The following is a 24,592-nucleotide window of genomic DNA, read 5'->3' as shown; positions in this document are numbered from 1 at the left end:
CGATCACCAGATTAGCAGATCACCCGATTCCCTAATCACATTATGCTTATCCTCGACGACCTCCTCGCGCTCCCGATCACCGGCTTCAAGGCCATTCTCCGGACATTAGCCAAAGTCGCTGAGGAACAGTACACCGACGACGCTTCGATCAAGGAACGTCTGCTACACCTTCAGGTGGAGCTCGAGGAAGGCACGATTACCGAAGACGAATACGTCAAGCAGGAAACCGAAATTCTGCGCGAACTGCGCGAAATTCAGAAACGCAAGCGCGAACTGGCAGGACTCCCACCAGAAGAAGCCACCGGCTTCACTGGCAAAGTAAAGGAAGGTTCCGGAGTGGAACTCACCTGGGATCCGGACTCCGATGAAAATGTCGGCCCGGGAAGATAGCTCATCAGCTACTTCTTAATCCTCATATCAAATGGATACTCATACGCGGAATCAATGCGGATTCGCGCTGCGTCTGGATGCAGCGGATTGAGCAGCACATTGGATGTTGCCGGCACCAGCGCACTAGGCACGAGCAGCAGGGCCGAGCGTTGCGACTTTAGCCACGCTGACCCAATCTCTCGCGTCTCGTCCAAGTGACCAATCCAGTCTTTACGCAGCATCTTGCCGTCAAAGATCTCGGTGCGGATCTGATCGTCGACGCGGACCGACAGCAACGTGTACTTCGGCGGGAAATCATTGGCGCTGGTGTGAACGCAAGCTTCGAGCAGTGCGCCGGCCGGAGTCTCGGCCAAGTAGACGATCGGTGAGCCGGCATTATGCCAGCGGCCCGGAGCACGCAGACCGCCGGTCCCACTCAACTCTTTGTGCTTGCTGATGCGCCAGAGCTGGATCAGACAAACATACCTTCGTCGATTTGAACGAGCAGTTCCTCGACAATGCGGCTGCCGGCGTCGGTCTTCAACAACTCAAAGGGCGAGCGGTTGCCCAATCGCGGATTCGGCCGGCGCAGCCACTTCAGCGCCCGTTCGCGCGATCCATAGAGAGTTTCAGTTTGGGAAAGAACGCGCATGAGCCGAAGCAAGCGATCCGACTCCTCTATCGTAAGCTTCTCCCTACGCGAGCGCCGGTGCTGCAACGTGCGCAACGGAATTACCAGCGCGCCTACCTCGGAGCGAGTAACACCAAGCGTCACCAGACGGTTGATGGAGGAAGCCGGAAGTTGGCGCTCAATCAGATCGAGCACATCCTGTTCCGATTCGGGAGGGCGAACGCCCAACCACTGCCCAAGCTGCTGATGAAGAGCGGTCATAGATTCTGCATAACATTATGCCACGTTAGAAGCGGCAAAATGTAACCAAGCTGCTCAGCTTCTAAGCTGCTTAGCCTCTAAGCCATTGAATCTATTAACCTTGATTTACTGGTTCTTTTAGGGAGGACCCTGTTAGTTACGAGGCTGTCGCTCTGATTCGTGATCGTAGAGCTACAAGCATTCTTCCTACTTCGGAGAGTGAAGCTAGCAGCGTTTGATACTGGTCGGGGTTGAGATATCCCAAGTCTCGTGACACCAACATCTGATACTCAAGCTCCGCCGTTGAACCTATCGCAATTCCAATGAAGCGCTGAAAATCTGGATCGCCGTCTCGGCCCCGACCCTCAGCGATGTTGGAACCGATTGATACAGCGCAACGCCGCATCTGCGAGGTCAGTCCATAAAGCTCTTCTTTGGGAAACGTGGAAGTCGTTCGATAAATCGCGAGCGTCAGATCGTGAGCTTTTTGCCAAACCTTGAGCTGTTTGAAGTCAGTCAACCTCGAGTCCTCCGAAACAAGGCTCAGAAGCTTAGAAGCTCAGCAGCTAGATCAATACGATCTCCTCCTGCTCTCTCCCCGTCACCTCCGCCTTGCCTGGACGCGTGAGCACATTCACCTCGCTGCGAACGCCAAACTCGGGCAAGTAAATTCCTGGCTCGATGGAGAAGCAGGTGTTGGGAAGGATCTCACGCTCGTCTTTGGTTTCGAAGTTATCGATGTTGGCGCCGTTGCCGTGGATCGCATTGCTGATGTTGTGTCCGGTGCGGTGCACGAATTGATCGCCGAAGCCTTTGTTTTGGATGAACTCGCGCACGGCCTTGTCGACCTCCCAACCCGCGATCTTGCGGCTGTCGGCGAAGGCCTTTCTCACCGTTTCGCAGCCTAACTTGCGCGCGTCGCGCACGATTTCGAATACCTCACGCTGACGCTCTCCCGGATTCTGCCCGATGAAGCCAGTCCACGTGATGTCGTAGTAGCAAGCGCCCGGCGCTTTAGTCTTAGCCCAGATATCGAGCAGCACGAAGTCACCCTCCTTCAGGGGCTGCGAACGATCAGGGCGCGGTTCAAAATGCGGATCGCCGCTATGCGAGTTCGCAGCGACGATCGGCGAGTTTTCCGAAATAAGATTTTCGCGGCGAAAAGCCTCGAGGATCCACTGGGCCATCTCGTACTCGTGCGTGCCGCCATTGCGGACGCGCTCGCCAATCGTCTTGAACGCTTCTGCAGTAATGCGGTCGACTGCATCACGCGCGAGAAAGTGACTGGCGATCTGCTCGTCGTTAAGTACAGCTTCGAACTGGCTTACCAAGTCGCCGGAGCTGACAACGTTCACTCCAAAGCTGCGCACGAGTTCCACTGTGCCTGCGTCCACAAGGCCGACGTACGGAATCGCGTTCTGCGGTGAATACTGCATCGCGAGATTGCGATAGGGCGTAACGATTTCTTGCAAGTATCGCTGCAGTTCCTGCCACGACGAATAGCTCCGCTTGTTTCCGGGCAAATCATCGAGGTGGCCAGCCTCAATGCGATGAACGAGCTTTTGCGGCTCGCCTTCGGTGGGAATCAAATAAAACCAGCGCCGCGTAACCATCATGTTTGGACGTAATCCGAGCACGCGGTACGCAATAGGATCACGATGGTGATGGTCGTAGAAAAGCCAGGCGCTGAACTTCCGCTCCTTGAGCGCAGACTGAATGGCGTCGAGATTCATGTCAGCATTTTACTTACGTTTTGTCATTCCGAACGAAGTGAGGAATCCCTACTGTACCCACGCCGCATGGGAGCACCTAAGGATTCCTCACTTCGTTCGGAATGACACCTCAAAGCCGTCGCAGCACCAATGCCGAGTTCTTCGAGCCAAACGCAATGCAATTACAAACAGCATGCTCGATCTGAGCCTTGCGTCCAGGCTGCGGCACATAGTCCAAGTCACATTCGGGATCAGGATTATCGAGGTTGATGGTCGGCGGAATTTCGCCATGATGCATTGCGATCACCGTCGCCGCTACCCCCGCCGCTCCACAGGCTCCTTGTGGATGCCCAATTTGGGACTTGAGCGCCGACATCGGAGTAGACCTCGCACGATCTCCCAACGCGAGCTTCAGCGCCCGCGTCTCGATGCGATCGTTAAGCTGCGTAGACGTTCCGTGCAGATTCACGTAATCCACATTGTCGGCTGAAACACCGGCTTCCTGCATGGCCAATTGCATGGCCCGCGCCGGCTCCTCGCCGCACTCCGCCAGGCGCACGCGATGAAAGGCTTCGCAGGTGGAACCGTATCCGGCGATTTCGGCGTAGATGCGGGCCCCTCGTGCGCGCGCATGCTCGTACTCCTCGAGCACAAACATCCACGAGCCCTCAGCCACAACAAATCCGTCGCGATCTTGAGAGAACGGACGCGATCCGCGCTCAGGATTCTGGTTCCACGACGGCGTCATAATCTTCATCAGGCAAAAGCCCTTCATGATTCCCGGAGCAAGTGGGGTATCCACCCCGCCGACTAGCATCGCCGGCAGCGATCCAAATTGGATCTGACGCAGCGCGTAGCCCAATGCGTCCGTGGACGAAGTGCAACCAGTGGTAAAGACATGACTGTATCCGCGGAAGCCGAAACGCATGCTCACTTCGCTGGAGAGCGTCCCCATTGTGCCGCTGGGGATGCTGAACAAGCTCGCCTGCTTCACCGTACCCTGAAAGTAATGGCGGTATTGCTGCTCGCTGAACTCCTGCGCTCCACCCCCGCTGCCTAGCATCACGCCAATGTCACGCTTTTTCTCCAGCGACATCGAATCCCAATCGATTCCCGCGTCACGCAAAGCCTCTGTCGAGGCAGCAACGGCCAGAGGCACGGCTCGCGACACGTGTTTGCGCTCGCGCGGATCAATCCAGGCCAGTTCGTTGAAGTCCGTAATCTCGCCCGCGATCTGCACAGGAAGATCGCTCACATCAAAACGCGTGATCCTCTTCACTCCGCTTTTTCCCGCCAGGATCGCCCTGCAGAACTCCTCTTTCCCAGTCCCGTTCGGACTCACAACCCCAATGCCCGTGATCACCGCCCGCTTCACCATGTGTGGCCCTCAGCCCTCGATTCTATGCGCTTATCGCGAAGTTGGTCTGGAACCACGGGATGACGCGGCAAGGAGCCTCTACTTCGCCCGATCACCCGATGGCCCGATCGCCCGATTCCTGCTTCCCTATAATGAAGCTTAGCTCCTCATGCCTCTCGGCCTCTACGTCTCCGTTCCGTTTTGCCGCTCCAAGTGCAGTTTCTGCAACTTTGCTTCCGGTGTGTTTTCCCGCGACAAGATGAGCGGATACATCGGGCGATTACAGCAGGAAATCGCGGGTGCAGAGGCACTGGCTGAGAGCCTCGATGCCAAATTCGAGCGCACAGTCGATTCGATCTACCTCGGCGGCGGCACTCCCACCACGCTGGCTCCAGATCAACTCGCCAGTATCTTTCAAGCGATTCGAAATGAATTCGACGTACAAGCGGACGCGGAGATCACTGTGGAATGCGCGCCTGGAACCCTAAGTCCCGAGATCCTCGAAGCCATGCTCAACGGAGGCACGAACCGGGTCAGTCTGGGAACGCAGTCGTTCGTCGATGAGGAAATCAAGTCGGTCGGCCGCCTCCACACTGCGCAACAGACCTTAGCCGAGATCACCGCATTGCGCGCAGCCGGCATTAACAGTATCAATGTGGATCTAATAGCTGGACTGCCGCACCAGACTACGCAGACGTGGCGTACCTCTCTCGAACAACTCGTTGAGTCAGGTGTGCCGCATGCCAGCGTGTACATCCTCGAAATCGATGAAGATTCACGTTTAGGACGCGAACTGATTGCAGGCGGCGAGCGCTATCATGCTCATCATGTTCCCGATTCGGATCTAGCTGCCGATCTTTATCTTGAAGCGATCGATTTTCTGAACGGTGCGGGGCTCCCGCAGTACGAGATCTCGAATTTTGCACGGCTAGGCTGCGAGTCCCGTCACAACTTGAAGTACTGGACGCGCCAGCCATATCTCGGCCTCGGCCTCGATGCGCACTCGATGCTCTTCGCGAGCAAGACCTCTCCGAAGTTCGAAGCGGTCCGCTTCGCTAATACAGAGGATCTGCCTGCGTATTTCGCAGATTCGTCCAAACCGGAGACAACTTTCGTTGATCATCAAGGCGCCGGCGAAGAAACGATGTTTCTCGGCCTGCGCCTGAATAGAGGAATCGATCTCAACGCAGAGCCCGCGGTAGCGCAATGTTTCAAACGGGAGATTGATGAGCTCCGCGATCTGGGGCTGCTCGAGCAATCGGGAACTTCGCTGCGACTCACTTCCCGAGGCAGATTGTTGTCGAACGAAGTGTTTGAGCGTTTCATAGCAGTACCGGCGGCGGTAGCCGCTGGGTGAGTGAGCGTTAGCTACAACACTGTTGATCACCATAGGACTGACCCAGCGGCTACCGCCGCCGGTACTGACCTCCATGAGGTACTCATGACTAAGACCGCCACTCAACTGCTCGAACCTCAAGAGCGCACAACCAAATCCGTAATCGACCTACGCAGCGACACCGTGACGCGTCCTACGGCGGCTATGCGCAAAGCCATGGCCGAAGCCGAAGTCGGCGACGACGTCTATGGCGAAGATCCCACCGTGAATCGCCTGGAAGCTAGCGCCGCCCGCATCTTCCAGCGCGAAGCCGCGCTCTTCGTCCCGACCGGCACCATGGGTAATCAGATCGCGATTAAGGTGCACACTCGCCCCGGGCAGGAGATCATCTGCGAAGAGCGCGCTCACATCCTCGACTGGGAGATGGGCATGCCCGCTCTCTTCTCCGGATGCGTCCTGCGTACGCTCCGTGGCGACGACGGCATCCTCACCTGGGCGGAGATCAAGAAGAAAATTCCGTCCTACAGCTACGCCCGCGCGCAGACCGGTCTTATCGAAATCGAAAATACCCACAACATGGCCGGAGGCACGGTCAGTCCAGTCGAGGTAATGGAAGAAGTCTGCAACGCCGCCCACGATCGCGGAATCCCCGTGCACCTCGACGGCGCCCGCGTCTTCAACGCTGCAGTCGCGCTGAAGATGCCTGTAGCCGACGTGACGCACAAGTTTGATTCAGTAATGTTCTGTCTCTCAAAGGGCCTGGGAGCGCCGGTTGGTTCCATGCTGGTAGGCAGCCGCAGCTTCATCGACCAGGCACGCTCAGTCCGCAAAGCACTGGGCGGCGGCATGCGTCAGGCAGGAGTTCTCGCCGCAGCCGGCCTGATCGCGCTCGAAGAAATGCCGAAGCGCCTCCACGAAGACCATGCCAACGCAAGACTCCTCGCAGACGCTCTCGCTAAGATTCCCACATTAGGAATTAACCCCGAAAAGGTGAAGACCAATATCGTCATCTTCGACGTAAGCGCAACCGGAATGACCTCCGACGAGATTCTCCGCCGCCTGCGCGATCAGAACGTGATCGGCAGCGCAGTAAGCGATTCGATCGTTCGGCTATTGACGCACATGGATGTAACCCGCGCCGATTGCGAACAGGCTGCAGAGATCATTCGGAAAGTGTGCGGCTGAACAGCAAGAAACCAGAACACGGATTTAACGGATCGGACGGATAACCCTCAGGAGATTGCAGCAGCCGCCTTGTGCTGAAGCTTGTATTCGTTCTCAAGTATGATTCGCCTGACCTGAGCCCGGGGACCAAAATTGAATAGGAGGCCTACCTCGATACTTGTGGCCTTCAGATAGTTGAAGACTTGTTTCTCGTGCGAAGCATCTAGAACTTTCACGGCCTTCAGTTCTACAAGTACGAGATTTTCCACAACGAGATCCATCTTGAACTCGCCCAGATCGCGACCGCGATGCGTCACCCGGACGGGAGCCTGCTCAACGAATGGAAGCCCTTCGTCCTTCAGCATAAACGCGTATCCCCTCTGATAAATGCTCTCCAGAAATCCATGACCAAGTTCGTTGTAAAGCGCATAAAACGCGCCAATCAGCTTTTCAGTCAGAGCCTCGTGTTTCATCCCCCCTCGCTTTATCCGTCCGATCCGTTAAATCCGTTCGATCCGCGTTCTAGCTTTTGGTTTTGGTGTTGCTTTTGCTTTTAAGCCTCCGACTCCTTGTTCTAGCTTTTGGTCTTCCCCAAACTCCCCACTTCATTCCGCCAGTCCAGATCATCCAGCGCTGCCTCAGAGCTTCGCCAGTTCTCGCGGACCTTCACGAACAACTCGAGAAATACCTTCGTTCCCACCAAGCGTTCGATCTGTTTGCGCGCCGATGTTCCGATGCGCTTGAGCATCGCCCCACCCTTCCCGATAAGGATCGCCTTCTGCCCTTCGCGTTCGCAATAGATAGCCGCGGCGATGCGGGTTAGCTTGTCTCCTTCTTCGAACCGCTCGATCTTCACCGCAGTGGCGTATGGCACTTCCTGGCCCGTCTCAATCAGCACGCGCTCGCGAATCATCTCCGCCACGAGCGCTCGTTCTGGTTGGTCTGTGATCTGATCTTTGTCGAAGTAGCGCGGACCTTCAGGCAATCTCTTGATGACTGCATCAATCAACTCGTCTAATCCTTTGCGCTTCGTGGCCGAGATGGGGATGATCTCTGCAAAGTCACGCAGCTTGGAGTAGCGATCGATAATCTCCAGTAGCTTTGGCTTCTCGATCACATCAATCTTGTTCAACAGCAAGATCACGGGCGAGCTGACCTTATCGAGCAACTCGATAACAAACTGATCGCCTTTGCCGAACGGCTGCGTGGCGTCGACGATCAGCAGAACCACATCGCGTTCTTCGAGCGCGGCATTCACCTCCCGCATCATGCGGCTGCCGAGTGGCGAGTCGGGCTTGTGCACTCCCGGGGTGTCGATCAGCACAATCTGTCCGGGTGGTCTTCCCTTCCCACCCTTCACGTTGACGTAGCCCTGAATGCGATGCCGCGTAGTCTGCGGCTTATGCGTAACAATCGCCACCTTCTCGCCTACCAGTGCGTTGAGCAACGTAGACTTTCCCGCATTGGGACGACCGATGATGGAAACAAAGCCGGATCTAAAGGACATGGTGGATGGCAGAAATCGGGTGATCGGGTGATCGGGTCATCGGGTGAAGTAAGAACTTGTCTGATTGTACGGCCTGACAAGGCAGTACCGGCGGCGGTAGCCGCTGGGTCCATCAGACTCCGACACCGTATTGCGTGAGTGAGTAGCCCGGGCGTACGTACCCAGCGGCTACCGCCGCCGGTACTGCCTTCCTCCCTCACTCATACCGCAACGCCATCATGGGATCGACGCGCATCGCGCGTCGTGCCGGCACATAGCAGGCTGCAACGGCAACGAGCATCAACAGCAGTGACACAGCCAGGAACGTCATGGGATCGGCGGCGCTAACGCCGTAGATCATGCTTCGCATTTGCCGGGTAAGTGCCAAGGCGAGTGCGGCTCCTACGACCACGCCAATCGCTGCGAGCATCACGCCGCGCCCGAGTATGAGTTGCAGAACGTCCTTGCGCTGCGCTCCCAACGCCATGCGCGTGCCGATCTCCTGGACTCGCTGACCAACCAGATACGAAATCACACCGTAGATTCCGATGCTCGAAAGTAGCAAAGCCAGACCAGCAAACGCGCCAAGCAGCACCATGGCAAAACGACGGTCCGCGAGAGAATCCGAGACAATCTGTTCCAACGTTTGGGCGCCGTAGACCACGTGCTCGTTGTTGACCTGCGAAATCGAGAGCCGAATTGCCGGAATTAACGACAACGGCGCTGCTTCCGAGCGCACCACCAAACCAATTCCGCGTTTTATGAGTGGCATGAATATGTCGGGCACCTGCGTCAGAGGCACATAGATCTGCGCCTGGATTTTGGATTGCGAATCCGTGTCCAGGCCCCATTGCTTCACGTGGCTCACGATGCCAACGATTTCTGGCTGTGTTTCAAGAATGCCAAGATTAAGATGTTTTCCGATTGCGTCCCCATTCGGGAAGAACTTGTTCGCGAGGAACTCGTCAATCACTACAACCGGCGCTGAGCGTTCCGTGTCCGCCTCTGTTAGGAACCGTCCTCGGAGTAGCGGAGTTCCCATCGCCTGCCGATAATCCGGCTCCGAAAGGTAGAAGAGCGCCCAATTCATCTCCGAGTCGGTGGCGGGTTTGGGTTGACCTTCGAGCCAGAACGGAAGTTCCGAGTCTCCATCCATCGGCAGCGTGCCGCCGTCCAGAGAGGCAAACTCGATTCCCGGCGTGTTTCGGACGACATCATGCAACTGACGCAATGCAGCGCGGATGTGGGGCGCATCGGACGTGAGACCCGGAGGCATCGTGACATTGAGGGTCAGCACGTTGTGCGGATCGAAACCGGGATTCACTCCCAATAGGACGACCAGGCTTCGGATCATCAACCCGGAGCCAACCAGCAACACCAGTGCGACCGCCATCTCGATTACTACAAAAACATTTTGCGCGCGATGCCGCGTGCCCGACAAACCGCGACCGCCCTCCTTCAGAGTCTCCTGCAGATTCGTCCGCCAGACTTTCAACGCCGGAATGAGGCCGAAAAGAATGCCGGCTGCAATAGACATTCCCAAAGTGAATAACAACACCCGGCCATCCACCGCGATCTCGCGCGACCGAGGCAGAGCATGTGGAACGGCGGCAAGCAAGGGTTTCATGCCTTCTACTGCGAACAACAACCCAAGCGCTCCGCCTATCAGGCCGAGCAGCGCGCTTTCCGTCAGCAGCTGACGCACCAGGCGGGATTGACTCGCTCCCATCGCACTGCGCACGGCAAACTCGCGACTGCGTCCCGTCGAGCGGGCCAGCAGCAGGTTGGCGACGTTGGTGCACGCGATAAGAAGCACGAAGCCGACGGCAGCAAACAATACCAGGAGCATCGGTCCCGTGCCTTCTACCATGTCGTCCTTCAAGCGAGTCAGGCTCACGCTTGAACCGGCATTTGACTCGGGGTATGCGGCTGCCAGGCTGCGCGCGACGCTCTCCATGTCGGCCCGCGTCTGCTCCACTGTAACTGCAGGTTTAAGGCGTCCGAGTACCCGCATTCCCATTCCGACACGCCGGTTGCGGAATGTCGCATCATCCCATTGTCCCAGCGGAACATAAATCTCAGTGTTGTCGCCGCTATATAAGCGAAAGCTGGCGGGGACGACTCCTACAACGGTATATCCCACACCGTTCAGGATCATCGTCTTTCCCAGGACGTCAGCGGAAGCTCCGAATTTTCGCTGCCACAATCCGTGTCCAATCATCACCACGGGAGCTCCGCCGATTCTGTCCTCGTCTACGGAGATGGTGCGACCAATTACTGGAGCCACCCCCAGCGTCGCAAAGAAGCCGGACGAAACCATGTAGCCGCGCAGACGTTCCGCCTCACTTTGTCCGGTCAGATTCCAGTCATCGCTACGGAAGGCAGCCATTGAGGAGAAGCTCTTGTTCTGTCTCTCCCAATCGAGAAAGTTCGGATATGAGACTGAAGAATGGTCGAATGTTTTTGAGGAGCTGTACACAATGACCAGCCGTTCCGATTCGGGATACGGCAGCGGATTCAGCAGTACTCCATTCACCACAGAGAACAGGGCCGTATTTGCGCCAATACCCAATGCAAGTGTGACAACCGCAACACAGGTGAATCCGACGTTCTTGCGCATCCCGCGAAACGCGAATTGGACGTCCTGTGCGAGCGTCTCGAGAAACGGCAGTCCTCGTTGTTCGCGATAAGCTTCTGTCACTTTCTCCACGCCGCCGAGCTTAAGTAGCGCCCGTCGCCGCGCCTCCTCGGGCGACATGCCCGAGCGGACGGAGTCGTCGATATGCATCTGCAGATGACTCTCAAGCTCTGCGTGTAACTCAGAATCGCGACGATCCCGGTCGAAGAAACCGGCAACTCGGGCAAGCAGGGCACGAAGATTTTTCATTGCGATTCCTCCGGAGCCAGGAACCGCGCCAGGATCGCGGTGGTCTCCTGCCAATCACGCATCTCGCGCTCAACCTGCTTTTTGCCAGCCCGAGTAAGCCGGTAGTACTTGGCGCGACGGTTGTTCTCAGAGACTCCCCACTCCGACGCGATGTACCCTTCCTGCTCGAGCTTCAGAAGCGCGGGATAGAGCGTCCCATAGTTGACCGACAGCAAATCGCCGCTAATCTGCTCAATGCGCCGCGCGATGCCGTAACCGTGCAGGGTTCCCATGCTCTCCAGCGTCTTGAGAACCATCAGCGCCAACGTCCCCTGACGCACTTCCTTCTCGCCCATGGCAGTCTCCTATTGGGATCCCATAGAGGATGCTCTAGGCAGTACCGGCGGCGGCAGCCGCTGGGTCAATCGGAGCGCAGCGACTACCGCTCGGTATGCCTCGCGAACCCGGCGGCTACTGCCGCCGGTACTGCTCCCTCATTGCGATCTCCTATTGGAATCCCATAGAGCATGACACGAGTCCTATGGGAAAGCAATAGGTCTATCCAGTCGGGACGCTGGAGTCAGTCGGTCGGCGGCTGCAGCGGCAGTACCGGCGGCGGCAGCCGCTGGGTCAATCGGAGCGCAGCGACTGATGCTCGGTATGCCCCCGCAGATTCGGTTGCCACTGCGGTCGGTACTGCCCGACGACTCTCGTGCCAAGTAGTTGCGTGGTGCTACACTGCCTCGCGCGCGGCGGCCGCCGCTCGCAGGAACATGAGTGCAGACCTTCCTCTCGCTTACCTCATCACGTTTCGCTGTTATGGCACGTGGCTACATGGCGATGAGCGAGGAGCGACCGATCGCCACCACAATCAATACGGCGCAGCATTCATTCCCAGCAATGACCGCTGGCACGGGTACAACGTCCGCCGCCTAAAGCAAGCGCCAGTTAGCCTGAGTGATGCACAACGTAAGTGCGTAGAAGCGGCGATCCGCGAGACTTGTGACTTCCACGATTGGACTGTTCTGGCAATTAATGTGAGAACGAATCACGCTCATTCCCTGATTGCTAGCGCAACCACTCAGCCGAGCCGTGTGCTAAATGCCCTGAAGGCACATTCAACGCAGCGGCTGCGGGATGCCAGCTTATGGCGTAGCCTGAACAGCCCCTGGTCAGAGCGCGGCGGTAAGCGCTATATATGGACCGAATTGGGAATCGGACGCGCCAAGGAGTACGTGATCAATGACCAAGACGGCCCAATCCCGGAGCTGGACGAACCAAGACGACGTTCCCGCGGCGTCGGGCGAGGCACAGCAGACCGGCGGCAGTAGTGGCGGGCACGACGAGCAGTAGTCGCTGCGCTCCCACTGACCCAGCGGCTACCGCCGCCGGTACTGCTCGCTCACCCGATTCCTAGGCCGCTCCTGACTTCTGCGGTTCTGGCTCGGCTACCAGCTTGCTTACGCGGACGCGTTCTATGCGGCGATCTGTAGATTCGAGGACGTCGAAGCGCAGGTGGTCGTGTTCGACCTGTTCGCCGGGTTGTGGGATGCGGCCGGCGAGCTCGCTTATGAGTCCGGCTACCGTTGTGGCCTCTACGTCGGTGGGCCGGTAGTCGAACAGTTCTTCCAGCATGTCCAAATCGGTGGCGCCGGGCAATACATACGAACTCTCGCTTTCGCGCACGATCTGGGGGCGCCGCTCGTGTTCGCTGCCGATATCGCCGACGATCTCTTCGAGCAGGTCCGAGAGCGTGACCAGGCCGGCCACGCCGCCGTATTCGTCGATGGCGATGGACATCTGGATCTTTTCGCGCTGCATCTCGCGCAGCAACTCGCTCACCTTTTTCATTTCGGGAACGAAGTGGACTGGGCGCATGAGCTTCGCCACGGTCTCGGTGCGGGCGTCTTCATCGCGTACTTGAAGCACATCCTGGGCGAAGACGACGCCCTGAATGTGGTCGAGATCGGGATCGTACACCGGAATTCGCGAGTGCGGCTGCTTCCGCAGCAGTTCGGTCAATTGTTCGATGGTGGTATTCGCAGGCACAGCAAGCATGTCAGGCCGCGCCTTCATTACCTCGCGGACGATCTTGTCGCCAAACTGGACCACCGACTGGATCAGCTCGCGATCGCTCTCTTCGAGGATTCCTTCTTCCGTGCCTGCCTCGAGGAGCGCATCGACTGCTTCTGAGTGGTGTTCTTCCTGCTCGGCTTCTTGTGGCTCGGCAAGCGACGCAACGGACATGCTGAAGCCGAGAAGAATCGTGAGCGGCAGAGCGAACCAGATCAAGAGCTTCAGAACGGGAATAGATTTCGTCAGCCAGTCTCCCTTCGTACGGATAAAAAGCAGATACGGGATCAGCCGATTGAAGACGACGATGATGAGGATGATCGAAACCGCCGCCTGGACTACCTCGCCCCACGTCCAGCGGCCCTCCATGAACGTAGCGTACCCGATGATGAGAGCAATCGAGGCGGTCAGGAGCTGCGAGAGCAACTGCATTGAGAGCGCGGCCCGCGCCGAACTTACTCCAAGTCTGGGCTCAACCCGCTGCTCATAAGCCTCGATGTTCTCTTCAAAATCGCGCGACAGGAGCTTTCCCTTTTCGGCATAAAGGCGTTCCACGTAAGAAACTAGCGCCAGCACAGCCGACAGGATCACGAGCGCGATGACGATGGCTATGAGCATGGGGTGCTCCTGGCGCCATTTTTCACCACGGAGGACACGGAGGACACAGAGGAAAAGGAGGGATTCCTTTTTCTGACTGTAGCTCCGCTCAGCGTCGATCTCTCGATTAATCCGGTCGGCAGCTTCAGCTTTGCGCGCAGCCTCTGCTCCACGGCGGCCATTTCGCCTTGATCTTTTTCATGATCGTGGCCTGCCAGATGAAGAAGGCCATGCAACAAGAGAACTTTCAGTTCGGTTTCCAGCGAATGTCCCAAAGACTTCGCATTCCTTCGCGCGATCTCTTTCGAAATCGCGATGTCCCCCGCCAGCTTGACCTTCCCATTATGGGTGGCTGGAAACGACAGAACATCCGTGGCCTTGTCTTTGCCACGAAAATTGCGATTCAGGCGACGCATCTGCGCGCTGGAGGTGACGAGGACGTTCACCTCTCCAGAGATCCCAGCCATTCGCTGGGCCGCGCGCAGAAAACGCTGCAATCCTGCTGTTTTTATTTGGGAACTACTGGCGGGATGGTCTGGGTCTTTCATAGGGAATAATCAGTACCGGCGGCAGTAGCCGCCAGGTCAGTGTTATCAGGTATACGCACTCACCCAGCAGCTACCGCCGCCGGTACTGACTACTGTTCCAGCACGGGCGACGGACTCGATCTCTCCACCATCGGCTCCGCTGGAGCCCCGGACGGCAACAATGATAGCTGCTGCTCGAGCCGCTGCTTGTGATCGTCGTAGGCGCGGATGATGCGCTGCACGAGCACGTGGCGCACTACGTCGCCTTCGTCGAAGAAGTTGAACGAGATGCCGTTTACGTTCTTGAGAACCTCGGCCGCCTCGATCAGTCCGCTACGGCGTGCATTGGGCAAATCGATCTGCGTGATGTCGCCAGTAATTACCGCTTTGGCATTGAAGCCTAAACGCGTGACGAACATCTTCATCTGCTCGGAGGTCGTGTTTTGTGCCTCGTCGAGAATGATGAAGCTGTCGTTGAGCGTGCGTCCGCGCATGAAGGCGATGGGCGCAATCTCGATGATGTTGCGCTCGAGAAAGCGATCGACCTTTTCCTGGTCGAGCAAGTCGTAGAGCGCGTCATACAACGGTCGCAGATAGGGATCAACTTTTTCCTGCAAAGTGCCGGGCAGGAATCCGAGGCGCTCGCCGGCTTCCACCGCTGGGCGCGCCAGGATGATGCGGTTCACCTGCTTGTTGACCAAGGCAGCAACGGCCATGGCGACGGCAAGATACGTTTTGCCGGTGCCGGCTGGGCCGATGCCGAAGACCATGTCGTTCTTCTCGATGGCCTCGATATAGCGGCGCTGATTCAAGCTCTTGGGCTGCACGACGCGCTTGCCGAACGAACGTTGACGTCCCGCTTCGGCGAGTCCGCGCAGTGTGGCTGACGGGTCGGAGATCACGATCTTCAACATCGATCCGAGGTCGCCGTTATAGAAGGTGTATCCGGTCTTGCGCAGATGCTCGTAGTCGGCGAAAACTTGCTCCACGCGAGCTAAGTCGCGGGCCGCGCCTTCGAGGAAAATGTGGTCGGAGCGAAGGTCGATAGAGACGTTCAATCCACCTTCGAGCAGATGAAGGTTTTCATCCCTGGTACCAAACAGGGCCTCCAGGTTCGGAGTGATCTCAAGCTGCTTATTCATCGATTAGTTAGGGTTCGTCCTCCCGGAAGGGGAAATTTAGCTGACGGATTCACGTACACTTCTTTTTCACCACGGAGACACGGAGGCACGGAGGAAAACAGGAAAGGGTCGGTCTTCTTTTTTCCTATGCTTGTCGGATTTAACAAAGAAGATTGCTCATATCGAGAGTCAGCCCTATTTTGTCTTCCTCCGTGTCTCCGTGTCTCCGTGGTGAAAAAATCTCCAGAGACGCGGGCGCGCCCGAATTCGCGATCACAGTTGTTGGCTGAGTCGAGCAGAGGAACTGCGGAATGTTGTCCACGTTCGTGGAGCACATCCATCGGGCGTAGAGTATCCCCGGTCCGCCTCGAAGTCAATAAACGGAGTGTCAATTGTTCATTGTCCTTTTGGACGCTCCTGGGACAGAAAATTTCCGAATCTTGGCGGCTGATTTCAGATGCTTATTAGATGCTTTCGTGCCTTGAAATGGCAGGCCGGGTGGCGCCAGAAGGCGCCGGAACGAGTGCGAGAAAGCCCCAAAAGGCGCTCCTGAGTGCCTCAAGAGTGCGCTGGAATTGCGCCTAAAGCGCCTCAAAACCTGGCTCTCAGCACCCCAAGACTGGTGTTCCAGCGCCGCAAAAGTGCGGATTTTCTGCTGCATTCGGTTTGACCAGACGGCCTTAACGCGTGTTAAAATCAGGTGTTTACGCGCCAAATCCCACCCGATTAGGCAATTTAAGCTCCCTTAAAGGAACAAAAGTAAGGCATGGCAAACCATTTTTCCGCGCTTAAACGCGCCCGTCAGACCGAAAAACGTACGCTAGTGAACCGCGCAAACAAGTCCCGACTGCGCACAGCGCTGCGCGGATTGCGCGAGGCAATCGCTAAAGGCGACCGTAAAGATGCGCAATCCAGCTTTGGAGCGACGGTTTCGGTGATCGATAAGGCCGTCCAGAAGGGCACAATTCACAAGAATACGGCGTCCAGGTACAAATCCCGCCTCAGCGCGCGCCTTAAAACCGTCGCCGTAAAGTAGTTAGCTGGCACTGCAGGCGGCGTATTTGCGCCCTAAAGACGACAATGGCAGCCTTGATTGGCTGCCATTATTGCTTTGGTTTTATGGATCGGGGCACACTCACCCAGCAGCTACCGCCGCCGGTTCTGACGTTCTCGCGCTAGTAAATCCTCTTTTCGATCCAATCCCCAGCGGTATCCACCCATTCCGCCGTCGCTGCGGACGACGCGATGGCATGGGATAAACACCGCTACATTGTTGGTTGCGCACGCTCGGGCAACCGCTCTGCGGCCCGATTCTCCGCCCAATTTCTTCGCAATCTGTGAGTAAGTGCGCGTTTCTCCGGCAGGAATTTGCTTTAACTCTTCGTAAACACGGCGTTGGAAGGCCGTTGTGCGCACGTCAACGGGCAGCTCAGGTAGATCAACTTCGCCCTCAAGACGCCGCAAGAGGTTGCTCATCCAGTCGCGAAGCTCGCCATCTGCATGCACAAGTTCCGCTTTGGGATACTCGCCTTCAAGTTCGCGGACTAATCGGGCGGGATCGTTTCCCAATTTGACGCCGCAAATGCCCTTGTCCGTGACCGCAAGCAGCGCTCTTCCCGCTGAATAAGGCGCAATTGCGTAGCGAATTGTCGCACCATCTCCGCCTTTGCTGTATGCCGCGGGCGTCATTCCGAGCCTCGCATTCGAGTGCTCATAGACGCGGCTGCTGGAGTTATATCCAGCTTCGTAGATCGCGGTGGTCACGTCTTGCCGGAATCGGAGAGCAGTTTTGAACAAGGAAAGCCGCCGCGCCTCGGCGTATTGCTTGATGGTGATTCCCGTACTCTGCTTAAAAGTATGGTCTAGGGTGGCCGCATTCATCTTAAGCTCAGCGCTTAACTGCTTCATTGGCAGAGGCGAATCCACGTTTTTCTCAACCGCGCGGCACACGTTCCGCACTAACTGAAGCTTTTGCGAGCCAGCTTGTTCGCGCGGTTTGCAACGCAGGCAGGCACGAAATCCGGCGCGCTCAGCGCTGTCAGGATCGAAAAAGAACTGCACGTTTTCCGGTTTTGGGCGTCGAGATGGGCACGACGGACGGCAATAGATGCTCGTTGTGCTCACTCCGTAGTACAAGGCGCCATCGAATTTGCGGTTGCGGACGACTACGGCATCCCAAAGTTCGGCTGGATTGCTGATTTGCGTCACGGCTGCGGTGCTCATGGAAGCACTTTATGTTAGCTCCATCGGATGCCGCTATCCGGATTTCGACGCTAAAGACCCTTTCACCACGGAGACACTGAGACACGGAGAAAGGCATGAATGGGCGTGTTTTTTGGATATACCGACAAGTCTTGAGGCGATTAGGAGGCTTGGGTCTACGGGGTTAACCACCTCGAACCGGCCGTTCTCCGTGACTCCGTGTCTCCGTGGTGAAAAAAGGGAGCTATTTAATGTCGTTCACCGGAAGCTGAGTCCCAAAATCCTGTCCATTCGGCCCAACCGCGCGGGCCACGATCGACGTAAACGCCTGCTTGTATTCCGGATATTGCTGCGCTAACGCCTTGATAAAAGCCATATTCTGCTGGAAGGTCTTCACCTGATCGGAGATATCGGGCGATGAGTACTTGTAAACCAGGTTCAAACCCTGTTTTTCATCTGGCACAACGAAGGCCTGAACTATGTTGTAGGTATATCCGTTCAGCGTTAAAGGTACCGGTTGCTGCGGATTTTGTGGAATATCCTTCGGGATAGCGGCTTGCTGTTCCTCGTAAAGCTTTTCCAGTTGCGGCGTGCTCATGAAATTCACTGGGGCGAGAAGGTCGGCAGCGGTCAAATAATAGAAAAACGACACGTGCTGGCTGCCCCGTTTCTTGAAATCACGCGCCTGCACCCAGTACCAGAGTCCGTCGTGTGGGCCCACTTGGCGCGGCTTGGCATAATATCCGGCGAGCTTCCACTGGCTGCCTTCCTGCTGCAGAATGTAGGTGATCGTGAACGGCTGCTTTGATCCCGTAACGTCCTGGATCGCAACGGCGTATTTTCCGGGCGGCAGTCCGGGGATCACAAACGACGATCGTTGCAGTGAATTGAAGGTTCCGCAGTAGAATTCGGCGCGCTGATAGGGCGTCGTTCCTGGCGCGTCGAGGACCCACTCATTGCGGATACGCGCTTGGCCGCCGGCGATCTTGTCCTTGTTCGCCTGAACTACATTCGTGATTCCCTGAAAATTATTTGCGATCGCAGCTATTGAATTCTGCTGCATGGCGGCGGTATTGCCAGCAGCTGCCGCGCTAAAGAGCTGTTGTACAGCCGACTCGATCCCCATGCGGGCCGACGCCTCCATGTCAGGAGCCGTGTAGCAGCTCTCTGCGGCTTGCGCCGAAGTCACTAACAGCGTTGGAACGGTCAAAAAAAGTGCAGCAAGCAAACGTGAATAAGTGCGAATCATGTTCCTCTCAAAAGCGAAGACACGGCTGCCAGTCAGCAGCTTTCTTACGTCGTAAGATGCGAAATCCTGCAACTCGGATAGTCTTCGGCGTTCTCTCATACGGGTGGCTCGATTTATTGGTGAGCTACCCGCCTTTGGAGTAGCATAAACCCGCGTGTCCAAAAGTGTTTCCATTAGTGCGTTCTCGCTGCTTCTGCTCTCTACTACGGTCCTGAGCAGCCAGCAGACGCAGAGCAGTGCACCGCAAACTGGGCAGCCGGCCCAGCCGTCGTCGTCGGTGTATGGGCGCATGCGCCGCATTCCCCCTTCGCAGACGCAGCAGCCCACGACGCAGGCTCAGCAATTCCCTAGTCCTGCGCAGCAGTTTCCGCCGGATCAGGCGGCGCCGGCTTCGCCGGGACAGCGTCAACCTATCAGGTTTCCGCACCCGCCTGCGCCGTCGGAACAGACGAATCCACAGCCTCAGGTTTCCGGGCTTGGTGCCCAACAACCGAAGCCAACGTCGGCGCAACCGGGGAATCAGCAAGGCGTTTGTCCTCAGCCTCAAGCTCCACTTGGGGCGGAACAGCGGCCGCCAGCATCGCCCCAACCGGCGAATCAGCAAGGCGTTTGTCCCCTGCCTCAGGTTCCAGCAGGGGCGGAACAGCAGCCACCGAATCCGCCGCGCATCAGCTATATGGGTGGTTTGCTCACCGTAGCGGCAGAAAATTCAACGCTCGCCGACATTCTGAAGGCCGTAGGCAACGTGACGCACGCCACTCTGGAGGGCACTCAGCCCAATGCCGAGCGGGTTTTTGGGCAGTTTGGACCGGGGGCTCCGCGGCAGGTTTTGAACTCAATCCTGAACGGAACCCGCTATGACTTCATTCTCGTGGGCGCAGTGGACGATCCAGGCAGCGTGGAACGCATCATGCTCAGTCCACACGGAGCCGCTCCGGCTGTCGGGGCTAGCCCCGGCCAGATGGCCACTCGGCAGAACGTTCCAACGCCCAATCCAGACGACGAGGACACCGACGTTGCGGAACAGCCAGTGATTCAGCAACAAGCCCCTCCGCCTGTGCCCTCAGAGCAGGTACAGCCCCCAGGGCAACAACAGCAGCAGGTAAAGACGCCTGAGCAGTTGCTTCAGGAGCTGCAACGTCTGCGCCAGCAACAGCAGCAACAACAGCCCCAGCAGCCCGGCAACGTCCCTCGGTAGAGACACTATTCCCACAAAAAGAAAAAGCCCCACGGGGGAGGCTTGATCTTTTGGGGAGGTAACGTCGTTTGTAAGGAAACTTTAGCTGGCGGCGTTGGCTGGAAATTCGATCACGGTTGCTGAAGCCTTGGCTGGCTTCCGGCTCATCACCCGAAGGATCCCGCTTACGGCTACGTATCCGGAATAAACACCCAGAAACATGGCTGAAATAATCGTGGCAAATACGATAGTGCTCAGGATCAAGTTATTCACAGTAGCCGAACTTACCAATTGAGGATTCACTCTCTGTCCGCCTTTTGATGTCGATGCGCAGAAGCCAGTTGGTTAACCCGGCTTGATTCGCACATTCTGCTCCTGAACCCGGAAAACGCATCCGTCTCCATGGTTCATGTACCCAGAGTGCGCGACCGCACACTCTAGTGTTATGCGCCAAGTGGTTGAATCCAGCCAGATTACGCAGGTAATGCCCACGCACGATCGTCACTAGTGGCGGACCGACGACCGGGAAACCAAATGTAACCCGCGTTGACGCTGCCTGATGTTGACAACTAAGATACGGATGTAAAGTTGCGTTCATTGCTCAAAGAAGTTTCCTGTAGGTCTGCACTCTCTTAAATGCCAATTACCTCGATCCGGGTCCGCGGGGCTCGTCAACACAACCTGAAGAACATCAACGTCGAGATCCCACGCAATACGCTTACGGTAATCACGGGGCTGAGCGGATCGGGCAAGTCCTCGCTAGCGTTCGACACTATCTACGCAGAGGGCCAGCGGCGATATGTCGAAACACTCTCCGCATATGCCCGGCAGTTCCTCGACCAAATGGAGCGACCTGAAGTAGACGCCATCGATGGACTCAGCCCGTCCATCGCCATTGAGCAGAAGACTACGACGCGCAATCCGCGTTCGACAGTAGGCACAATCACTGAGATTTACGACTATTTGCGTCTGCTGTATTCCTCCGTAGGCGTGCCGCATTGTCCGAAGTGTGGGCGAGAGATCAGCCGGCAGTCGGCGGAGCAGATCGTACAGCAGGTGATGTCGCTGAAGCCCGAAGATCGCGTCATGCTGCTTGCGCCTATTGTGCGCGGACGAAAAGGCGAGTTCAAAAAGGAACTGGAGAAACTGGCGCAGCAAGGCTATACGCGAGCACGCATCGACGGAGAGCTGCGCAACCTCGATGGCGGCGAAGATGGGCTCGATGAGATCAAGCTCGATAAGCGTAAGAACCACACGATCGAGGTCGTCGTTGATCGTCTGCTGGTGAAACCTGGCATCGAAAAGCGACTGGAAAATTCGGTCGCGACTGCGATGAAGCTTGCAGATGGCTTGGTAACTCTGGCGGTAGTTGATGGCGACGAGCGTATGTACTCCGCCAAAATGGCGTGCCCGGAGTGCGGCATTAGTGTGCCTGTGCTGGAGCCGCGGTCATTCTCCTTCAACAGCATTTATGGTGCGTGCCCGGAGTGTCATGGGCTCGGCAGCAAGTACGATTTCGATCCTGCAAAGCTGATTGTCGACTGGTCGAAGCCGTTGCTTGAAGGCGCGTTAGGACCGGGCTCAGGTTCGACCTATTTGCAGCGGCTGATTGAGATTGCTGCGCAGGTGTACAAGCTGGATTTGAGCATTCCATTTGAGAAGCTGCCTGCCGAGCAGCAGAACCTGCTTCTCTATGGACCTCCCGAACGGGAAGCCGCACGCAGTGGCTTTCATGGCATTTTGGCATTCCTGAAACAGAACCTGGAGGAGTCTTCGTCGGAAAGTTATCGCGAGTGGCTGCTCGAATACATGTCTGCCACAACGTGTGCGTTGTGCCAGGGCAAGCGCCTGCGTCAGGAAAGTCTGGCAGTGCGAGTGAACGGAATCAGCATCGCCGATTTCACTGGCATGCCCGTGTCCCATGCTTTACAGGCGGCGCAAAAGATCAAGCTGGACCAACGCGGACAACTGGTTGCAGGTCGCGTGTTGCGTGAAATCGGCGAGCGTTTGCAATTCCTGAACGCCGTTGGACTGGGATACATCTCGCTCAACCGATCGGCAGCAACGCTGTCAGGCGGCGAAGGACAGCGCATCCGCCTGGCGACACAGATCGGATCGAAGCTGCGTGGCGTGCTGTATGTGCTCGACGAGCCATCCATCGGATTGCATCATCGCGACAACAATCGGCTAATCACCGCACTCGAATCCCTGCGCGATCTCGGCAACACCGTCCTCGTGGTCGAGCACGACGAGGAAACAATCCGACGTGCCGACTACGTCATCGATCTCGGCCCCGGGGCAGGACGCCACGGTGGAGAACTAGTCGCACAGGGCACTCCCGAGCAGATCGAGCACGCACCCGAGTCGTTGACCGGCAGATACATCTCGGGGCAAGTAAACATTGGTGCTCGCTTCGAGCCACGCCAGGCGAACGGAAAAGCCATTACCGTTCTGGGAGCACGTGAAAACAATCTCAAGAATCTCGACATCAATTTCCCTCTCGGCGTAATGACGGTAGTGACTGGCGTAAGCGGTTCGGGGAAATCCACACTCGTGAATGACATTCTCTACCGCGCGCTGGCGAAGGGTCTTTATCGCTCACGGGAAGAGCCCGGTGCCCACAAGGGCGTTACTGGAATAGAAAGTGTGGACAAAGTTATTCGCATCGATCAGACACCGATTGGGCGAACGCCGCGATCGAATCCCGCTACGTACACAGGAGTGTTCACGCAGATTCGCGATCTGTACGCCATGCTGCCGGAATCGCGTGAGCGCGGATACAAGGCAGGTCGCTTCTCTTTCAACGTAAGCGGTGGACGCTGCGAGGCCTGCCAGGGTGAAGGCCAGCGCCGCATTGAGATGAACTTTCTGCCAGACGTGTATGTGCTCTGCGAGGTCTGTGGCGGCAAGCGTTACAACCACGAGACTCTACAGGTCCGGTACAAAGGACAGTCCATCGCCGATTTGCTGGAGACATCGATAGCAGATGCCCTGCCGATTCTTGAAGACATTCCGCAGGTCCGTCAGAAGCTGCAGACACTCGTGGATGTGGGTCTTGGCTACATCCAACTCGGGCAATCCGCGGTCACACTCTCTGGCGGTGAAGCTCAACGCATCAAGCTGGCACGGGAGTTGAGCAAGCGCCAGACCGGACGCACTCTCTATTTACTCGACGAACCAACGACTGGTCTGCACTTTGAGGATGTAAAGAAACTGCTCGATGTACTGCACCGGCTGACCGATCTGGGCAACACGATCATCATCATCGAGCACAACCTTGATGTGATCCGCAACGCCGACTGGATTATCGATCTAGGTCCCGAAGGCGGAGAAGACGGCGGGCGGCTAGTCGCGCAAGGACCTCCGCAGCAGATCGCGCGAGCAAAAAAGTCATACACGGGGCAAGCGCTGGCAGAGTACATGGCCCACTCAAAGTGGACAGCTCCTGCGGGTTCTTCACCACGGAGACACGGAGGCACGGAGAAAGGCAATTGAGGTTTTTCTCTCAGTTGCCAACCAGCCTGCGTACCGATTACTGAATCAAGGTTCTAGGCTAAAGTTGCTTTCCGGTTGTTTTCTCCGTGGCTCTGTGTCTCCGTGGTTCAAAGGTTTTCTTTCGTGTAGATTCAACTCAGCACATCGTGTCGCTGACCCCCAATCCTCCGTTCGATCCGGTATCTGAACCGGGACCCGACACACGCGAAATCGAAGTAATCCCCTCAACTTCGGCGCCAGCAGAAGCCCCCCCGTGGGGGCTCATTGACGTTGCTCTGATCGTAGTCTTTTACGTCATCGCTACAGGACTGCTGACTGCAATTGTCTTCGGCGCCATCCATGCCGTGCCGAGATGGAAGCACTACACCTTTGCGCAGCTCGCGGCTGAGCCGTTGGCAGTAATCCCGCCGCAGGCGATGGGTTATCTGGTCACTCTTTTCTTCATGATGCTGGTGGTACGGAGAGGGACAACAGCACCCTTCTGGCGGGCGGCAAAGTGGAGATGGCCGGTTGCTGCCATGCCCTATGCGGCGTTAGGGCTCGGTCTTTCGCTCGTAATTCAAGTGGTGTCAAGCTTTCTGCCCATCCCGAAGTCACTTCCAATCGACGAGTTTTTTAAGACCACGCACGCAGCCTGGGTGCTTGCCTTTTTCGGGATCTTCATCGCACCGCTATTCGAAGAGCTCTTTTTCCGCGGCTTTCTGTATCCCGTGCTATTTCGCCGCATCGGCTACCTTGCCGCCATGGTAGTGAATTCCCTACTGTTTGCCCTAACCCACGAAGGACAACTCGCGCATGCCTGGGCGCCGCTACTCGTGCTCTTCACGGTAGGCATGGTCCTGACGTACGTGCGCGCCCGAACACAATCGGTAGCTTGCAGCTTTCTTGTTCACTCGGGATACAACGCGTTCTTGTTTGGGATGATCTTTGTCGCGACCGGCGGGTTCGTTCACATGGACAAGCTTCGGTAGGAAACTAGTCAGTAATCAG

General features: G+C 56.9%; 23 protein-coding genes. 8 read left to right on the top strand and 15 right to left on the bottom strand.

Features of this window, described 5'->3' with window-relative positions; translation table 11 throughout:
* Positions 1-42: 42 nt before the first annotated feature.
* A complete protein-coding gene (locus VNX88_22565; GenBank protein ID HWY71468.1) occupies positions 43-390 on the top strand; it encodes a gas vesicle protein GvpG in 348 nt (115 codons plus the stop codon).
* 8 nt (positions 391-398) lie between these two features.
* On the opposite strand, the gene VNX88_22560 is transcribed toward VNX88_22565, so the two are convergent.
* The 5 genes from VNX88_22560 to VNX88_22540 all read right to left on the bottom strand — a co-directional run bounded on the left by VNX88_22560 (position 399) and on the right by VNX88_22540 (position 4,330).
* The gene (locus VNX88_22560) at positions 399-827 is read right to left on the bottom strand and encodes an RES family NAD+ phosphorylase (protein ID HWY71467.1); all 429 of its coding nucleotides are present in this window, start codon (positions 825-827) and stop codon (positions 399-401) included.
* A gap of 14 nt (positions 828-841) precedes the next feature.
* Positions 842-1,261: an antitoxin Xre/MbcA/ParS toxin-binding domain-containing protein gene (locus VNX88_22555; GenBank protein HWY71466.1), complete on the bottom strand. Its 420-nt coding sequence runs from the start codon at positions 1,259-1,261 to the stop codon at positions 842-844.
* Between the two features lie 136 nt (positions 1,262-1,397).
* A complete protein-coding gene (locus tag VNX88_22550; protein ID HWY71465.1) occupies positions 1,398-1,760 on the bottom strand; it encodes a four helix bundle protein in 363 nt (120 codons plus the stop codon).
* Positions 1,761-1,806: 46 nt separating this feature from the next.
* Positions 1,807-2,973 (bottom strand): Xaa-Pro peptidase family protein, encoded by a 1,167-nt coding sequence (locus VNX88_22545; GenBank protein ID HWY71464.1) that lies wholly within the window; start codon positions 2,971-2,973, stop codon positions 1,807-1,809.
* 109 nt (positions 2,974-3,082) lie between these two features.
* Positions 3,083-4,330 (bottom strand): beta-ketoacyl-[acyl-carrier-protein] synthase family protein, encoded by a 1,248-nt coding sequence (locus VNX88_22540; GenBank protein HWY71463.1) that lies wholly within the window; start codon positions 4,328-4,330, stop codon positions 3,083-3,085.
* Between the two features lie 148 nt (positions 4,331-4,478).
* On the opposite strand from VNX88_22540, the gene hemW reads away from it, so the two are divergent.
* A complete protein-coding gene (hemW, locus tag VNX88_22535) occupies positions 4,479-5,666 on the top strand; it encodes a radical SAM family heme chaperone HemW (protein HWY71462.1) in 1,188 nt (395 codons plus the stop codon).
* 84 nt (positions 5,667-5,750) lie between these two features.
* Positions 5,751-6,830 carry a GntG family PLP-dependent aldolase gene (locus VNX88_22530; protein HWY71461.1) on the top strand — a complete coding sequence of 360 codons (1,080 nt, stop codon included), beginning with the start codon at positions 5,751-5,753 and terminating at the stop codon, positions 6,828-6,830.
* Positions 6,831-6,877: 47 nt separating this feature from the next.
* Here the strand turns inward: VNX88_22530 and VNX88_22525 are convergent, their stop codons facing one another.
* The 4 genes from VNX88_22525 to VNX88_22510 form a co-directional block, all read right to left on the bottom strand.
* Complete coding sequence (locus tag VNX88_22525; GenBank protein HWY71460.1) at positions 6,878-7,282, bottom strand: GxxExxY protein; 405 nt, start codon at positions 7,280-7,282, stop codon at positions 6,878-6,880.
* Between the two features lie 101 nt (positions 7,283-7,383).
* Positions 7,384-8,316: a GTPase Era gene (era, locus tag VNX88_22520; protein ID HWY71459.1), complete on the bottom strand. Its 933-nt coding sequence runs from the start codon at positions 8,314-8,316 to the stop codon at positions 7,384-7,386.
* Between the two features lie 196 nt (positions 8,317-8,512).
* On the bottom strand, positions 8,513-11,182 hold the full coding sequence (locus tag VNX88_22515) for an ABC transporter permease (protein HWY71458.1): 2,670 nt from the start codon (positions 11,180-11,182) through the stop codon (positions 8,513-8,515).
* The gene (locus VNX88_22510) at positions 11,179-11,517 is read right to left on the bottom strand and encodes a PadR family transcriptional regulator (protein HWY71457.1); all 339 of its coding nucleotides are present in this window, start codon (positions 11,515-11,517) and stop codon (positions 11,179-11,181) included. The genes VNX88_22515 and VNX88_22510 overlap by 4 nt, the downstream gene beginning before the upstream one ends.
* Positions 11,518-11,688: 171 nt before the next feature.
* Between VNX88_22510 and VNX88_22505 the strand changes: the two genes are divergently transcribed.
* On the top strand, positions 11,689-12,492 hold the full coding sequence (locus VNX88_22505) for a transposase (GenBank protein ID HWY71456.1): 804 nt from the start codon (positions 11,689-11,691) through the stop codon (positions 12,490-12,492).
* 82 nt (positions 12,493-12,574) lie between these two features.
* Here VNX88_22505 and VNX88_22500 read toward each other — a convergent pair whose 3' ends face one another.
* The 3 genes from VNX88_22500 to VNX88_22490 form a co-directional block, all read right to left on the bottom strand.
* Positions 12,575-13,852: a hemolysin family protein gene (locus VNX88_22500; GenBank protein HWY71455.1), complete on the bottom strand. Its 1,278-nt coding sequence runs from the start codon at positions 13,850-13,852 to the stop codon at positions 12,575-12,577.
* Complete coding sequence (ybeY, locus tag VNX88_22495) at positions 13,843-14,379, bottom strand: rRNA maturation RNase YbeY (GenBank protein ID HWY71454.1); 537 nt, start codon at positions 14,377-14,379, stop codon at positions 13,843-13,845. Before ybeY ends, VNX88_22500 begins: the two co-directional genes overlap by 10 nt.
* A gap of 89 nt (positions 14,380-14,468) precedes the next feature.
* A complete protein-coding gene (locus tag VNX88_22490) occupies positions 14,469-15,500 on the bottom strand; it encodes a PhoH family protein (protein ID HWY71453.1) in 1,032 nt (343 codons plus the stop codon).
* A gap of 745 nt (positions 15,501-16,245) precedes the next feature.
* On the opposite strand from VNX88_22490, the gene rpsT reads away from it, so the two are divergent.
* Positions 16,246-16,515 (top strand): 30S ribosomal protein S20, encoded by a 270-nt coding sequence (gene rpsT, locus VNX88_22485; protein ID HWY71452.1) that lies wholly within the window; start codon positions 16,246-16,248, stop codon positions 16,513-16,515.
* Positions 16,516-16,625: 110 nt separating this feature from the next.
* Here rpsT and VNX88_22480 read toward each other — a convergent pair whose 3' ends face one another.
* A complete protein-coding gene (locus tag VNX88_22480) occupies positions 16,626-17,702 on the bottom strand; it encodes a methylated-DNA--[protein]-cysteine S-methyltransferase (protein ID HWY71451.1) in 1,077 nt (358 codons plus the stop codon).
* A 223-nt stretch (positions 17,703-17,925) separates the two neighbouring features.
* Positions 17,926-19,029 (bottom strand): hypothetical protein, encoded by a 1,104-nt coding sequence (locus VNX88_22475; protein HWY71450.1) that lies wholly within the window; start codon positions 19,027-19,029, stop codon positions 17,926-17,928.
* 55 nt (positions 19,030-19,084) lie between these two features.
* Here VNX88_22475 and VNX88_22470 point away from each other — a divergent pair, with 55 nt between their 5' ends.
* Positions 19,085-20,128: a hypothetical protein gene (locus tag VNX88_22470; protein ID HWY71449.1), complete on the top strand. Its 1,044-nt coding sequence runs from the start codon at positions 19,085-19,087 to the stop codon at positions 20,126-20,128.
* Positions 20,129-20,209: 81 nt separating this feature from the next.
* Here the strand turns inward: VNX88_22470 and VNX88_22465 are convergent, their stop codons facing one another.
* Positions 20,210-20,410, bottom strand: coding sequence for a hypothetical protein (locus VNX88_22465; GenBank protein ID HWY71448.1), 201 nt, complete (start codon positions 20,408-20,410; stop codon positions 20,210-20,212).
* A 333-nt stretch (positions 20,411-20,743) separates the two neighbouring features.
* Between VNX88_22465 and uvrA the strand changes: the two genes are divergently transcribed.
* Positions 20,744-23,602, top strand: coding sequence for an excinuclease ABC subunit UvrA (gene uvrA, locus VNX88_22460; protein HWY71447.1), 2,859 nt, complete (start codon positions 20,744-20,746; stop codon positions 23,600-23,602).
* A 146-nt stretch (positions 23,603-23,748) separates the two neighbouring features.
* Positions 23,749-24,573: a type II CAAX endopeptidase family protein gene (locus tag VNX88_22455; GenBank protein ID HWY71446.1), complete on the top strand. Its 825-nt coding sequence runs from the start codon at positions 23,749-23,751 to the stop codon at positions 24,571-24,573.
* Positions 24,574-24,592: the final 19 nt, after the last annotated feature.

This window comes from Terriglobales bacterium, from assembly GCA_035567895.1.
GTDB lineage: Bacteria > Acidobacteriota > Terriglobia > Terriglobales > Acidobacteriaceae > Gp1-AA112.
The sequence above is the reverse complement of the archived record's forward strand: the minus strand, read 5'-3'. Positions and strand labels throughout refer to the sequence as shown.

Coding starts and splice junctions, on each gene's coding strand:
- VNX88_22505 (HWY71456.1), top strand. CDS start 11,689: ATGACACGAGTCCTATGGGAAAGCAATAGGTCTATCCAGTCGGGACGC.
- VNX88_22525 (HWY71460.1), bottom strand. CDS start 7,282: ATGAAACACGAGGCTCTGACTGAAAAGCTGATTGGCGCGTTTTATGCG.
- rpsT (HWY71452.1), top strand. CDS start 16,246: ATGGCAAACCATTTTTCCGCGCTTAAACGCGCCCGTCAGACCGAAAAA.
- uvrA (HWY71447.1), top strand. CDS start 20,744: ATGCCAATTACCTCGATCCGGGTCCGCGGGGCTCGTCAACACAACCTG.
- era (HWY71459.1), bottom strand. CDS start 8,316: ATGTCCTTTAGATCCGGCTTTGTTTCCATCATCGGTCGTCCCAATGCG.
- VNX88_22500 (HWY71455.1), bottom strand. CDS start 13,852: ATGCTCATAGCCATCGTCATCGCGCTCGTGATCCTGTCGGCTGTGCTG.
- VNX88_22480 (HWY71451.1), bottom strand. CDS start 17,702: ATGAGCACCGCAGCCGTGACGCAAATCAGCAATCCAGCCGAACTTTGG.
- VNX88_22565 (HWY71468.1), top strand. CDS start 43: ATGCTTATCCTCGACGACCTCCTCGCGCTCCCGATCACCGGCTTCAAG.
- VNX88_22555 (HWY71466.1), bottom strand. CDS start 1,261: ATGACCGCTCTTCATCAGCAGCTTGGGCAGTGGTTGGGCGTTCGCCCT.
- VNX88_22515 (HWY71458.1), bottom strand. CDS start 11,182: ATGAAAAATCTTCGTGCCCTGCTTGCCCGAGTTGCCGGTTTCTTCGAC.
- VNX88_22545 (HWY71464.1), bottom strand. CDS start 2,973: ATGAATCTCGACGCCATTCAGTCTGCGCTCAAGGAGCGGAAGTTCAGC.
- VNX88_22475 (HWY71450.1), bottom strand. CDS start 19,029: ATGAGAGAACGCCGAAGACTATCCGAGTTGCAGGATTTCGCATCTTAC.
- VNX88_22540 (HWY71463.1), bottom strand. CDS start 4,330: ATGGTGAAGCGGGCGGTGATCACGGGCATTGGGGTTGTGAGTCCGAAC.
- VNX88_22490 (HWY71453.1), bottom strand. CDS start 15,500: ATGAATAAGCAGCTTGAGATCACTCCGAACCTGGAGGCCCTGTTTGGT.
- ybeY (HWY71454.1), bottom strand. CDS start 14,379: ATGAAAGACCCAGACCATCCCGCCAGTAGTTCCCAAATAAAAACAGCA.
- VNX88_22510 (HWY71457.1), bottom strand. CDS start 11,517: ATGGGCGAGAAGGAAGTGCGTCAGGGGACGTTGGCGCTGATGGTTCTC.
- VNX88_22530 (HWY71461.1), top strand. CDS start 5,751: ATGACTAAGACCGCCACTCAACTGCTCGAACCTCAAGAGCGCACAACC.
- hemW (HWY71462.1), top strand. CDS start 4,479: ATGCCTCTCGGCCTCTACGTCTCCGTTCCGTTTTGCCGCTCCAAGTGC.